The sequence below is a fragment of the Falsiroseomonas sp. RANM36 genome (assembly GCF_056682175.1).
In genome coordinates this window covers 103,110-116,466 of the sequence record NZ_JBWXTD010000007.1, presented here as the reverse complement: position 1 = coordinate 116,466, position 13,357 = coordinate 103,110, and the positions used below count along the sequence as shown (strand labels likewise).

Below are 13,357 nucleotides of genomic sequence, written 5' to 3'. Positions count from 1 at the left end.
GGGCGGGCCCGGGGGGGGTCGCCTCCCGGCGGGCCCCCCCCCCCCCCCCCCCCCCCGGGGGGGGGGCCGCGCCCCGGGCGGCGGCGCCGGCGTGGGCGGCATCAGCCACGGCACGATGCGCGAGCGCGGCAATTTCTGGGGCGCGCGCGTCGCGACGATGCAGCATCCGCCGCGCATCCTGGACCTGGAAGGCCAGGCGGCGAACCCGGTGAACCGCACCTACGGCACGACCGGCGTGCTGACCCGCATCAAGGTGCCGCTGACGCCGGCGCAGGCCTGGCGCGATGTCGCGATCGCCTTCGACGATTTCGTGCCCGCCAGCCGCTTCGCGCTGGAGCTCGCCTTCAGCGACGGCATCCCGAAGAAGATGTGCGGCGTTTTCGACAGCCAGCTTCCGCCCTTCTTCAAGGGCCTGTCGGACGCGGTGCCGGCCGGCCATGCGCTCGCGCTGGTGATGGTCGCGCCCGCGGCGCTGCGCGCGCTGCGCGAACTCGCCGCCGAGCATGGCGGGCGGATCGTCGCCGAACAGGATGCGGTCGCGGCGGAGCGCGACCCGGAGGCGACGCCCTACTACGAATACTGCTGGAACCACACGACCCTGCAGGTGCTGAAGAAGGATCGCGGCGTCACCTATCTGCAATGCCGCTTCCCCTTCGAGGACACGCTGAAGGCGCTGGAGGCGGTGCGCATCCCCTTCCGCGACGAGGTCTGGATGCACACCGAATGCGTCCGCTTCGGCGGGCGCACCACCATGTCCGCCCTGCCCGTGGTGCGCTGGACCACGCAGGAACGGCTCTATGAGATCATCGCCGCCTTCGAGGCGGAGGGCATCGGCATCGCCAACCCGCATGTCCTGACCATCGAGGAAGGCAGCAACTACCGTCGCGTTCCCGGCGACCAGCTCGGCTTCAAGCGGATGGCCGATCCGCTGGGCCTGCTCAATCCGGGCAAGATGCGCGACTTCACGCCGGAGGGTGCCGCGGCATGAGCATGGCGAACCCGAACATCGCGAAGGTGATGGAGGCCCTGCCGGGCCTCGCCTGGATCACCGATCCCGCCTTGGTGCGCCAGAAGTCGCGCGACTTCTTCTGGTACTCCCCGGTGCTGAAGCGCCAGCTCAACAAGGTGACCGGAGAGGCGCTGGTGGCGCCGCGCGACGAGGCCGAGCTGCGCGCGCTGCTGGCCGCGGCGCATGCGCATGACGTGCCCGTCACGCCACGTGGCGCCGGCACCGGCAATTACGGCCAGGCCATGCCGCTCAAGGGCGGCATCGTGCTGGAGATGACCGGGTTCAACCGCGTGATCTGGGCGAAGCCCGGCGTGGTGCGCGCCGAGGCCGGCATCAGGCTGCTCGACCTCGATGCCTGGCTGAAGCGCGAGGTCGGCGCCGAGCTGCGCTTCCATCCCTCGACCAAGCGCACCGCGACGCTTGGCGGCTTCATCGCCGGCGGCTCCTCCGGCATCGGCAGCACGACCTACGGCATCCTGCGCGAGCCGGGCAACATCCTCGGCCTCAAGGTGATGACGATGGAGGCCGAGCCGCGCGTGCTCGAGCTCCGCGGCCCGGAGCTACAGAAGGTCAACCACGCCTATGGGACCAACGGCATCATCACCGAGCTCGAAATGCCGCTGTCGCCCGCCTGGAACTGGGTGGACGTGGTCGTCGCCTTCCCGACGCTGATGGGCGCCGCGCGCTTCGCCGACAGCTTCTGCCGCATGGACGGCGTGGCGAAGAAGCTCGCCTGCGTCGTGCCGGCGCCGCTGCCGCAGCAGCATTTCAGGTCCTGGGGCGCGAAGGTGCCGGCGGGGCATTCGGTGGCCTGCCTGATGGTGGCGCCGCCCTTCCTCGACATCCTGCCCGCGCTGATCGCGAGCCATGGCGGCGCGGAGATCCTGCGCGAGCCCTCCGACGCGGCGGAGGTGCCGCTCTACGAGCACAGCTGGAACCACACCACGCTGCAGGTGCTGAAGACGGACAAGCAGATCACCTATCTGCAGACGCTGTTCCCCGCGCCGAACCATCTCGACCTGATCGCGAAGATGGAGCGGATGTTCGGCGAGGAGGTGCTGCTGCACCTGGAATTCGTCCGCTTCGGCGGCACGGTCTGCGCCTTCGGCCTGCAGATCGTCCGCTTCACCTCCGAGGAGCGGCTGGCCGAGATCATCCGCCTGCACGAGGAGAACGGCGCGCCGATCTTCAACCCGCACACCTACACGCTGGAGGATGGCGGGATGAAGCGCGTGGACCAGGACCAGCTGGACTTCAAGCGCCAGGCCGATCCCAAGGGCCTGCTCAATCCCGGCAAGATGGCGGCCTGGGACGATCCGGAGTGGACGCCGGGCAAGCAGCAGGCCGTGCATCTCTACGAGACGGACTACGAGGCCCCGGCCGAGATCCTCGAATAGGCGCCCCGCGCCGGCGTCAGCCGCTGAGATAGAGCGACTGGATCGCGTTGCCGAGTTCGATGTTGCGGTCGATCTGCACGGTCAGCCAGTCGTGCAGGCCGGCCGCGAGGATGGCATCCACCCGGCCCTTCACCAGCGTGTCGTTGATCTCGGCCGCGAGGCGCTGCGGGTCGCCGCGGCGCCCGCCGGTGCGCTCCGCGATGCCGTCGAGCGCATGCATCACGCGGCGATGGCAGGAGAACAGCGACCGTGGCAGTTCCGGCCGGAACAGCATCAGCTCCACGATCAGCCGCGGCTCCAGCCGCGTGTGGTAGAGCCACTGGAAGGAGCGGAGCGCCGAGACCGAGCGCAGCAGCGCCTGCCATTCGGCATAGGCCAGCGCGCCTTCGGCATTCGGCCCGCTCAGCGCCCGCCATTTTGCGTCCAGCAGCCGCGCCGTGTTGTCGGCGCGCTCCAGCATCACGCCGAGATGGACGAACAGCCAGCCTTCGTCGCGCAGCATCGTGTCGGCCGCCGCGCCGTTGAACAGCAGCGTCCGCGCGCGCACCCAGTCCAGGAAGCCCGGCAGCGCATCCGCGCCCGCGGCGGAGGCGGACCGCGCCCGCATCTCCCGCCAGGTGTCGTTGAGCGCTTCCCACATGTCCACGGTCAGCGCGGTCCGCACCGCGCGGCCATTGCCGCGCGCGGCCTCGATGCAGTTGGCGATGGAGGACGGGTTCTCGGGATCGAGCGCCAGCCAGCCGATCACCGCCTCCGGCGTCACGGCGCGGCCGGTGGCGCGGAAGCCGGGCTCGGCGCCGGCCGAGACGAGAAGGTTGCGCCACTCGTCATGCGTGCCGCCGAGGCTGCCCGCCAGGCCGGACATGCGCAGCGCCACCTGCATGCCGCGCGCGATGTTGCCCGCGCGTTCGGTGTAGCGGCCCATCCAGAACAGGCTGTCGGCGGTGCGCGAGAGCATCGCGGTCAGCCGCCCTGCCGCTGCGACTGGCCTTGCGCCGTCGCGCCGGCGGCGAAGGTCGGACCGTCCTCCACCACCCAGGTGTCCTTGGTGCCGCCACCCTGGGAGGAGTTCACCACCAGCGAGCCTTCGCGCAGCGCCACGCGCGTCAGGCCGCCAGGCACGATCCGGACCTCCTTCCCCATCAGCACATAGGGGCGGAGGTCCACATGGCGCGGCGCGATGCCGGCATCGGCCAGCGTCGGCACCGTGGACAGCGCGAGCGTCGGCTGCGCGATGTAGTCATGCGGCTTCGCGCGGATGCGCGCGGCGAACTCCGCCTGCTGCTCGGCGGTGCTGTGCGGCCCGACCAGCATGCCGTAGCCACCCGAGCCGCGCGCCAGCTTCACCACCAGCTTGTCGAGATTCGCCAGCACATGGGCGCGGTCCTCGTCCCGCTCGCAGAGATAGGTCGGCACGTTCTGCAGCAGCGGTTCCTCGCCGAGATAGAAGCGGATCATCTCCGGCACGAAGGGATAGATCGCCTTGTCGTCGGCGATGCCGGCGCCGGGCGCATTGGCCAGGGTGACGTTGCCGGCGCGGTAGGCGCCGAAGATGCCCGGCACGCCGAGCATGCTCTCGGGCCGGAACACCCTCGGGTCCAGGAAGTCGTCGTCCACGCGGCGATACAGCACGTCCACCCGCTTCGGCCCGGCGGTCGTGCGCATGTAGACGACGTCGTCCTCGACGAAGAGGTCGGCGCCCTCCACCACCTCCACGCCCATCTCGTCGGCCAGGAAGCAGTGCTCGTAATAGGCGCTGTTGAAGTGGCCGGGCGTCAGCACGGCGACGCAGGGCGTGCCGGTGCAGTTCGGCGGCGCGGCCTCCTTCAGCGTTTCCAGCAGTTCTTCCGGGTAGTGGCCGACAGGGGCGAGGCGATGGTCGGAACAGAGCCCGGGAAACAGCCGCAGCATCGCTTCCCGGTTCTCCAGCATGTAGGAGACGCCGGAGGGCGTGCGGCAATTGTCCTCCAGCACGTAGAAGTCGTCGGGCCCGGTGCGCACCAGGTCGATGCCGGAGATGTGGCAGTAGACGCCGGCCGGCGGCGTGAAGCCGACCATCGGGCGGCAGAAGGCCTCGTTCTCGGCGATCAGCGCCGCCGGCACGCGGCCGGCGCGGACGATCTCCTGCCCGGCATAGACGTCGCCGATGAAGGCGTTCAGCGCCTTCACCCGCTGCGTGAGCCCGCGGGCCAGCCGGTCCCATTCGGTGCGGGCGAGGATCCGGGGGATCACGTCGAAGGGGATCAGGCGCTCGGGATCGCCGCCCTCGCCATAGACCGCGAAGGTGATGCCGACCCGGCGGAACAGCGCCTCGGCCTCGGTGCGCTTGGCGGCCAGGGCGCCGACGCCATGGCGGGCGATCCAGCCGGCGATGCCGGCATAGGCCGGCCGCACGCCGGCCGCTTCCTGCATCTCGTCGAAGGCGCGGCCTGGTTGGTTGGAGCCGATCTGGTTCACCGCGAGAGTGCACCTTCCCCGTCTTTGCCTCGGGTGTCGCAAAAACGCGCCGCGGTGGGAAGAGGCACGGCCCGCCGGAAATGCTGCCGGATGCGCTCCGCTGCCGAATATGGCTGCCCGAACCGCCCATTCCCTGGGCAGGCCGGCTATCCCGTGCGGAGGCCGAGGCCTGCCACCTCGCGGATCAGCTTCGCGCGCATCGCCCGCGCGAAGTCCCGGCGATCCTCGGCCCGCACGACGAAGGCGCCCGGCCCGCCGATGACATCGCGTTCGTAGAGCGCCGCCAGCCGGCCGTCCCGCCAGTTCGACGACGCCTCGATGGCCAGCCCGTTCACCACGACGCCCTGCGCGACGAGTTCGTCGCGGGCCACCGGCGCCGCGACCAGGCTGCGGATGTCGGGGCCGTCGCCCGAGACGTCGATCGTCCGCTCCGCGGCCTGCCAGGGGGCCGCCGCGAGCAGGTCCCGCGCATGCACCAGCGCATCGCCGATCGCGTTGAAGGACTGCGCCGAGCGCGGCGCCTCCAGCATGGCCCGCGCCGCGGCCTCGGCGGAGGCCCGGTCGCCGACGCGCATCCAGTCCACCACGGTCGCCGCGCCGCCCGGCGAGCCCCATTCGACCATCGCGATCCCGATCGCCGCGCGCGGGCGGGAGCGTATGGCCGCCAGCACCGCAGGATGGGCGATGGCCTCGGCCAGGCCCTCGCGCTGCAGCGTGAATTCATCCGGGTCGATCGAGCCCGAAGCGTCCACCGCCAGCACCAGCAGCAGATCCACCGCCGCCCCCTGCGCGACGGCGCGGCCGGAGGGCGCGAGAAGCGCCGAAGACGCCAGCACGTCGCGCCGGCGCAGCCGACGGATCCCCTGCCACCCTGTCATGCCAAGCCCCGGTCGAACCCTGCCTGTCTCGACGCAGAGGCGCGTCGGCGTCAACAGGAAAGCGGCGCCACCGAACTACGCCGCGGTCAGCATCCGCACGCAGGCCTCGAAGCCGGCGAGGTCGGTCCAGCGATCGGCCTCCGGCACCTCGCGGCGCACCAGCACGAAGCCGGCTTCCCGCACGCCGCCATCGATCATCAGGTTGTCGGCGAGGCCGAAATCCTCGACCGCCATGTCCGCCGCGTCGCGCCAGCGCCCGGCCGCGTCCCGACGCGCCGCTGCGCCGAGGAAGCCGAGGGTGCGCGGCACGAAATCCGCCGCGACGTTGCTGTAGCCGAGCACCTTCCTGCCCAGCGCCCGCATGAAGCCGAGCTCATAGACCGTGCCGGCATCGGCCGAGGGGCCGCGGAACGGCGTGAGGTTGGCGATGATCGCGTCGGCGTCGCGCATATGCGCCTCGTTGCGGCGATAGATCCACAGCCAGCGCGGCAGGTGGGCCTCTTCCGGATGCTGCGGGTGGGCATCCACCGGGAAGATGCCCGAAAGCCCATGCGCGGCGCAGATCGCCCGCTTGCGCTCGGCCATGCCGATCGGATCGGGCAGGAACACGTCGGGGCCGGCGAGATAGACCTTCATGGCGGCGCCTATACGGCCGATCGGGCGCCGCCGGCCAGCATCGCCCTGGCATTCCGGGCGGACCGGTCCGGCCCTCCGGGGCTGCCGCCCCCGATCGGGCCAGCGGGCCGCGTCAGCCCTCGGTTTCCTCCTCCTGCAGCAGCTCGGTCATCCGGCGGGCGGCGGCGGAGGGGCAGCGGGCCTGCGCGTCCCGCGCCAGGGCGAGGCTCTGCTCCAGTTCCGGCAGGCTGTCGAAGCCGAGCAGGTCGGCGGCGCTGATGCGCGCTTGCCGCGCTTGGTCCTGGACGGTGGCGACGATCTCGTCCGCCACCTCGACCAGGCTCGACATCGCATCCGCCTGGCCGTGGTCGCGCACCCTGTCGCCGAGCCAGACGCCGAAGCGCGCCGCCTGCGCCTGGCCCACCGCGCCGGCCACGCTGACGAAGACCTGCAAGGCGCAGCGCTCCATCGGGCGCCGCTCCGTCAACAGCATCTCCTGTGCACGCGGCACGGCCTGTGCGCCGGCGGTGTCCAGGATACGGAGCCCCGCCAGCGTGGCGCCGGCACCGCCGAGCGCGGCGAGGGTCGCGGTCGCCGTGTCGCCGCCACCGCCCCCCGGGACGGAGGGCTCCGCGAGGATGGCTGGCTGGGCCAAGCCTTCCATTGCGGTCGCGGTCGGGGCGGGAGCGGCGGCGGGCGCCGAGGCCGGCGTCACCGCGACGACCTCGACGGCTTCGGAGCCTCCGGCTGTTGCTCCGCCCACCGCGCCAGCCGCCGCCGAGCCGGCCGCCCCCGCCGCCTGCACCCCGGCGCCGGCCAGCGCACCCACCGCCGAGACCCCCGCGCCGACGACCGTGGTGGCGGCGCTGACGGCCATGCCGCCGACCGCGGCCACGCCGCCGAGCACGCGGCCGGTGTTGCCGCAGCCCGCCAACAACAGGCCTGCCCCGAGAAGGCCCGCGATCCCTGGCGCCCGCATCCCTTCGCTCCGCAGATCGTTGCGCGGATGACAGATTTGCATGCGGCAGCGGGCCATGGGAACCGCGATCCTCTTGCCCGCCGCGGGCGGCGCCGGCCCAATGGCGCGATGGATCTCGAAGCCGAATACAACAACCGCGCCCGCGTGCCCGAGCATCCGGCGCACATCGCCCGCTGGCAGCGAGACGCCGCGGCTTGGCGTGCGGCCTGCCCGCAGGCGGCGCTCGACCTCTCCTATGGCGCGGGGCCGCGCGAGATGCTCGACCTGTTCGAACCGGCGCCCGGCGGCAGCGCGCCGCTCGCGCTCTTCATCCATGGCGGCTATTGGCAGGCGCTCGACCGCAGCTTCGCCAGCCATTGCGCGCGGGGGATGAACGGGCGCGGCATCGCGGTCGCCGTGCCGTCCTACGACCTCTGCCCCGGCGTGACGCTCGCCGAGATCGTCGCGCAGATGCGCGCCGCCTGCGCCTTCCTCTGGCGGCTGACGGGCCGGCGCATCCTGGCCACCGGCCATTCGGCGGGCGGCCACCTCGCGGCGATGCTGCTGGCCACCGAGTGGCCGGCCTTCGATGCCGGCCTGCCGGCCGGGCTCGTCCATGCCGCGCTGCCGATCTCGGGCGTATTCGAGCTCGAGCCCCTCCTCGCCACCTCGATCGGCGCCGGGCTGCGGCTGACGCCGGCGGAGGCGCGGGCGCTCTCGCCGCGCTGGATGCCCGCCCCGGGACGGAGGCTGCATTGCGTCGTCGGCGGGGCGGAGAGCGCGGAATTCCTCCGTCAGAGCCGCGACATGGCGGCAGCCTGGGGCGGCGGCTTCACCGCCCTGCCCGGCGCCGACCACTTCACCGTCATCGCCCCCCTGGCCGACCCGGCGAGCGACCTGGTGGATCTCGCGGCGCGGCTTGCGCGGCCCTGATCAGGCGCGGCGGATCACGGCGACGCGCAGGCCGAGCAGGCGCTCATCCGCGCCCTCGCCGGTCATGAAGGGCGAGGCGGTGGTCTCCGCCTCGAAAGACAGGTCGAGCGCGCCATCGGCGCCGATGCAGTCCGCCGGTATGCGCAGGGCGAGCGTCGCGGGCCGTCGCGGCGCCACCGGCTGTTCGGCCAGCACCCGGCCGCCGGCGCTGATCCGCACGGGCAGCCGCTCCGATCCCGGCGGCGCGCGATACCCGGAAAGCTCGACCTCCAAGGTCGCATCGTCTGCGCCGGCTTCGGGCAGTCGCAGCGGCAGCACCGCGGTCGGCCCGAAGGACCAGGTCGCCATCGGCTCCGGACCATGCCAGTCCTCGCCGAGCGCGGCCGCGAGCACGGCGAGGCCCGCCTCGTCCTTCTCCGCCGTGCCGAGCCGGATCTCGCCGCCCGGCCAGAGATCGAGGCGCGGCCGGGCCGGCACGACGCCCGGTGCGCACAGCGCGACGGAGAGCAGCCCGAACCCGAAGGCGATGTCGGACTGGCCGAGGCCGAGATCGTGCGGCGCGCGGGGCGCCTCCGCCTCGATCTCCAGCGCCATCGGCTGGCGGCGGGCGCGCAGCAGGGCGGGCAAGGGCACGGCCAGCGTCACGGGATCGGCCGCCGCGATGTCGAAGCGCGCCACCTCCTCGCCATTCAGCCGCGCGCGCAGCAGGAGCGGCGCCGCCGCCGTGGCGACCGGCCGGATGCGCAGGTTCAGCACGAGATCGGATCCGGGCTGGTCCAGGATGGTCATCGCCAGCCGCTTCACCGGCTCCGCCGTCCACAGCCCCCAGGGCGCGGAGGACCGCCAGCTTCCCTCCAGCATCGCGCGGCCTTCGGCGCTGCGCAGCAGCGCATGGCCTTGGCCGGGGCGCAGGCGCTTCTGGCCGGGACGCTCCATCGTGAAATAGCGGCCCGCATCGGCGACTGCGGAGAGCGGCGCGAGGGCGACCTGCGCCAGCCCGATGCCGAGCCGACGCGGATCGTCGGCCCCCGAGACCTCCGCGACGCCGGTGAGCGCGGCGGCGACGAACTCCACCCGGATCGGACTCTGCGATGCGGCCAGGGCGGCGGGCAGCACGGCATGGAACAGCTGGAAGCCGCCGGCGGGGACATGCCAGGACGCGACCGCCTGCCCGTTCGCCACCACCTGCAGGTCGTAGGTCGCGGCGCCGGCGGGCGGCAGGGCGCGGAGGTCGGCAAGCAGCAGCAGCGGGCCGCGCACCGGCTCGGTCGGCTCGAAGCGGAGTGCCGCGGTCGTCTCGCAGGCCCAGCAGCCCCATTTCTCGAAGGGATGCCAACCGGTCCAGCGCAGGCGGGAGGCGGTGATCCGATCGCCGAAGGGCACGACGGTGCCGAGTGCATAGGGGCGTGCCGGCCGCCGCGGCTTCGCCACGGCCGAGAGATGATCAAGCAGCTGCGCCGCCGCGCGATCCCAGCCATGTGGTGCATAGCCCTGCGCGATTCGCGCCTGGGCCGCCTCGCGCGCGGCGCGGCTGCCGGCGAGGAAGCGGATGCGCGCCGTCCAGGTCGTGACATCCAGCGGATCGAGCAGCTCGACGAGCCCCGGCGCGATTTCCCGGATGGAGGCGATGTCCGCAGCAAGGCACAGCTTGCCGTGGCGCAGGCTCTCGGCGACGGGCAGGCCCCAGCCTTCCTGCAGCGAGGGATACACGCTGAACAGGCAGTTGCGGTAGAGCCAGGCCAGCGCCGCGTCGTCCACATCCTCCAGGATCAGCACGCGGCCATCCAGCCGCGCGTCCTGCCGCAGCGCGCGCGCCAGGTCCCGCCCGCCCCAGGCCGCGCCGCCGACCAGCACCAGCAGCGGGCAGCGCGGGCCCAGCTGCGCCACCAGCTTCAGCCACACGTCGTACAGCAACCGGTGGTTCTTGCGGGCATGGATGGCGCCCACGCAGAGCACGAAGTCGCGGCCCTCCAGCCGCTCGGGCACGGACTGCCCTGCTTCGGCCGGCACCGCGGGACCGATCTGGCCGATCTCGTCGCCCTCCCGCAGCACCGCGATCGGCGGCAGCAGCAGGCCGGGCACGCGGGCGGCGAAGGCCTCGACCTCGGCGCGCGTCGCTTCCGAGACGGCGAGCAGCGCCTCCGCGCCGTCCAGCAGCAGGGTGAGGTTGTGCTCGAAGACGGGCGCGTAGCCTTCGTCGAACCAGAAGGGGAAGCGCGTCGGGATCACGTCGTGGATCAGCGGCGTCAAGCGCAGGCCATACGTGCGCGCGAAGGAGACCAGCCGCTCGACGTAAAGAGAATTCTGCATCCAGCCGCTGCCCGCGACGAAGAGCGGCGCGCCTTCCGGTAGCGCTGCGATGGGCTCCGGCGCCTCGTCCTGCGCGGCCAGCGCCTCGGCCAGCGTGCCGTCGCGCACGGCGGCGAAGGGCAGTTCCACGAAGCTGCGCGCGGTGTTGTTCCAGGCGACGAAGCGCAGCGCCGCCTTGCCGCCGGCGTGCAGCGCGAGCGCCAGCGCCGCCTCCACCCGCGCGATGCCGGTCCAGCGGCCCTTGTGGTTGGCGCCGGTCGTGACGTCGAAGACGATCGGCATCGGCGCCCGGCGCCCGCGCCGCGGCGGCGCCGGCAGCGGCTGCGGCGGCGCGGCGCCGCGCAGCAGCGCGGCCTCCAGCGCCTCGGCATAGACCGCTTCGGTCGCGGCGCGATGCGCATCCCAGCCGAAGGTCCGGGCGACGAAGTCCCGGCGTTCGGCGGCGCCGGCGCGGCCTTCCTCCCAGGCGGCGAGCACCGCGGTCCGCAGCGCATCGGGATCGGCCGGGTCCACGTAGCGGGCGTGGGGCCCGAAATACTCGCGCTCCCCGGATTCGTCGGCGAGCACCAGCGCTGCCCCGGCCGCCGCGGCCTCCAGCGCGGCCAGCGGCGCGCCTTCCGCCCAGCTCGGCAGGGCGAAGACCCGCGCGGCGGCGAAGGCCGAGGCAAGCAGCGGCGAATCGGGCGCGAGCCGCGGCAGCACATGCACATCCGCATGCAGGTGCCGCTCCAGCACGGCGCGATAGCCCGCATCCGGCGCGTGGCCGAGCAGCACCAGCGGCAGCCCGGTGCCGCGCAGCGCATGCGCCAGCACCGCCTGGTTCTTCCGCGGCTCCAGCCGCGCCGCGCAGAGCACGAAATCGCCGAGCCCCGTCGCCGCGCGGAACAGCGCCGGATCGGCTTCGGCGAAGCGCGCCGCATCCACCGGGTTGCGCACCACCCGCCCATGCGCCGTGCGCGCGCCGATGGCCGACAGGCGCGCCTTCTCGCGCTCGCTCACGAAGATCAGCCGGTCGCTGAGCGCCGCCATCTCCCGCAGCGACGCATGAAAGCCCGCTTCCGGCTCGGCGGGCGGCAGCGAGGCGGCGCGCCGAGCCGCCAGCCGCGCCCGGAAGGCCGCGAGCGCCGCATCCGTCCCCTCCCCCGGCTCGCTCTCCGCCAGCAGCCGCGGCAGCTCCCCGCCCCACAGGTCGCTCAGCCCGTGGTCGAGCAGGATCGGCGAGAACACCACCGCCCGTCCCGAACGATGCGCGCGCCGCACCGCATCGGGCGCCGACCAGGGCGGCCAGGAGTTGAACACATGCACCAGGTCGAGCCCCGCGAATCCGTCAGGCGCCGGGTGGTGGCGGAGCTCCGCCGGGATGCCCGTCTCCTCCAGCTCCTGCACGAGGCGCGGGGCGCGCACGCTGGGGCCGCCCTGGGCCTCGCGCTCGTTGCCGTGCAGCAGCAGGCCGACGCGGCGGGGCAGCGCGGGGCGCGCGGCCGGCGGGCCGAGCCCGATCCCCCGCGCCGCCGCGAGGTCTTGGAACAGCCGGTCATGCGCCTCCGCCCAGGCGTCCCAGCTGTGGTGCAGCACCGCCGCGCGCCGCGCCCGCTTCTGCTCCAGGCAGTCCAGCAGCACGCGGCGAAGGTCCGCCGCATCGCCGACGCGGTATTCCACATGCGGGAATTCCGGCACCCAGCCGACCGGGGGCGCGATCACAGGCGTGCCGCAGGCCAGCGCCTCGACCACGCACATCGGCCCGCCTTCGTAGAGCGCCGGCACCAGCACGTAGTCGAGGCTGCGATAGAGATCGGGCAGCGCCCCGGCCGGCAGGTCGCGGCCGGGCTCCGGCCAGCCGCCGCCGGTGAAGACCCACTCGATCTCCTCGAGGTCGCGCAGCTGCTCGACCAGGTGCTCGCCCTTGCGGCCGGTGTGATAGGTGCGCCCGATCACCCCGACGCGCAGCTTCGGGCGGAAGGTTTTGGCGTCCACGCCGGGCGGGATGACGGAGACGGCCTCGATCCCCGCCTGCCGCAGGAGGGCGGCGTAGGCGGAGGCGTGGCAGACGCAGTGGTCCACCTGGCGCGCCGTGTCGAAGAAGGCGTCATGGGCGGCGCCTTCGGGTTCGAGATGGGTGAAGAAGGCGATCTCGATCGGCGAGAGGCGGCGGCGCCGGCAGGAATAGGAGATGTAGTACTGGATGGCGGCGTCGCGGCGCGGCCCTTCGCCGAAGGCGACGTAGGGCAGGCGCGCGGCGATCTCGCGGGCCAGGGTTTCGAGGATCCAGCCGCGGTCCGAGGTGACGATGTTGACGAAGCTCATCCCGCCGCGGGGTCGGAAGGCGGGATGGGCGGCGCCGGGCGGAACTGCAGGGAGAGCAGGCGTGCGCCGAGCACGCGGGTCTCGCCGGAGCCGGCCCCGGTCGGCCGCGCGGCGTCCGGCGCGTCGATGGTCAGCACGTTCCCCTTGCGGCGCAGGATGTGCCAGTCGAATCGCCGCGCCAGCACGCGGCAGCGCGTGACGAGGATGGAGCCGAGCCGGTAGCCGTTCAGATAGACGAAGAGGTTCTGGCCGGCCTCGCGCGGCGGGCCGCGATAGGCGTCGAGTTCCACGATCAGCTCGGCCTCCGCCGCGCCGCAGCGGGAAGCGGCCTCGAAGTCGAAGATCACCTCGCCGAAGCGGCCGGTCTGCCAGACGAAGCCGCTTTCCGGGGCCGAGAAGCCGTTGAACGCCACCGGCAGGCTGGCGCCATCCCGGAAGTCCAGGAAATTCTCCCAGGTGAAGCTGCGTTGCGGGCGGGTCATGGCGGGATAGCGGG

10 protein-coding genes are annotated in these 13,357 nt (G+C 73.1%); 3 read left to right on the top strand and 7 right to left on the bottom strand.

The window, feature by feature from the left end; all coding sequences use genetic code 11:
• Positions 1-988, top strand: a 988-nt coding sequence (locus AC1MIR_RS24675; protein WP_480030823.1) for an FAD-binding oxidoreductase, incomplete at its 5' end; no start/stop codon positions are given.
• Positions 985-2,406, top strand: a complete 1,422-nt coding sequence (locus AC1MIR_RS24670) for an FAD-binding oxidoreductase (protein WP_480030822.1) — start codon at positions 985-987, stop codon at positions 2,404-2,406. The genes AC1MIR_RS24675 and AC1MIR_RS24670, both read left to right, overlap by 4 nt.
• 16 nt (positions 2,407-2,422) lie before the next feature.
• Here the strand turns inward: AC1MIR_RS24670 and AC1MIR_RS24665 are convergent, their stop codons facing one another.
• From AC1MIR_RS24665 to AC1MIR_RS24645, 5 genes are all read right to left on the bottom strand, one after another.
• Positions 2,423-3,364, bottom strand: a complete 942-nt coding sequence (locus AC1MIR_RS24665; protein WP_480030821.1) for an alpha-E domain-containing protein — start codon at positions 3,362-3,364, stop codon at positions 2,423-2,425.
• A gap of 5 nt (positions 3,365-3,369) precedes the next feature.
• Entirely contained in the window at positions 3,370-4,863 is a 1,494-nt protein-coding gene (locus tag AC1MIR_RS24660) for a circularly permuted type 2 ATP-grasp protein (RefSeq protein WP_480030820.1), read from the bottom strand.
• 146 nt (positions 4,864-5,009) lie between these two features.
• Complete coding sequence (locus AC1MIR_RS24655; protein ID WP_480030819.1) at positions 5,010-5,741, bottom strand: DUF1194 domain-containing protein; 732 nt, start codon at positions 5,739-5,741, stop codon at positions 5,010-5,012.
• A 75-nt stretch (positions 5,742-5,816) separates the two neighbouring features.
• Positions 5,817-6,377, bottom strand: a complete 561-nt coding sequence (locus AC1MIR_RS24650; protein ID WP_480030818.1) for a nucleoside 2-deoxyribosyltransferase — start codon at positions 6,375-6,377, stop codon at positions 5,817-5,819.
• A gap of 112 nt (positions 6,378-6,489) precedes the next feature.
• Positions 6,490-7,335, bottom strand: a complete 846-nt coding sequence (locus AC1MIR_RS24645; RefSeq protein ID WP_480030817.1) for a hypothetical protein — start codon at positions 7,333-7,335, stop codon at positions 6,490-6,492.
• A 108-nt stretch (positions 7,336-7,443) separates the two neighbouring features.
• Here AC1MIR_RS24645 and AC1MIR_RS24640 point away from each other — a divergent pair, with 108 nt between their 5' ends.
• Complete coding sequence (locus tag AC1MIR_RS24640) at positions 7,444-8,247, top strand: alpha/beta hydrolase (RefSeq protein WP_480030816.1); 804 nt, start codon at positions 7,444-7,446, stop codon at positions 8,245-8,247.
• On the opposite strand, the gene AC1MIR_RS24635 is transcribed toward AC1MIR_RS24640, so the two are convergent.
• Positions 8,248-12,861 carry a glycosyltransferase gene (locus tag AC1MIR_RS24635; protein ID WP_480030815.1) on the bottom strand — a complete coding sequence of 1,538 codons (4,614 nt, stop codon included), beginning with the start codon at positions 12,859-12,861 and terminating at the stop codon, positions 8,248-8,250.
• Positions 12,858-13,343, bottom strand: a complete 486-nt coding sequence (locus AC1MIR_RS24630) for a hypothetical protein (RefSeq protein ID WP_480030814.1) — start codon at positions 13,341-13,343, stop codon at positions 12,858-12,860. The genes AC1MIR_RS24635 and AC1MIR_RS24630 overlap by 4 nt, the downstream gene beginning before the upstream one ends.
• Positions 13,344-13,357 lie beyond the last annotated feature (14 nt).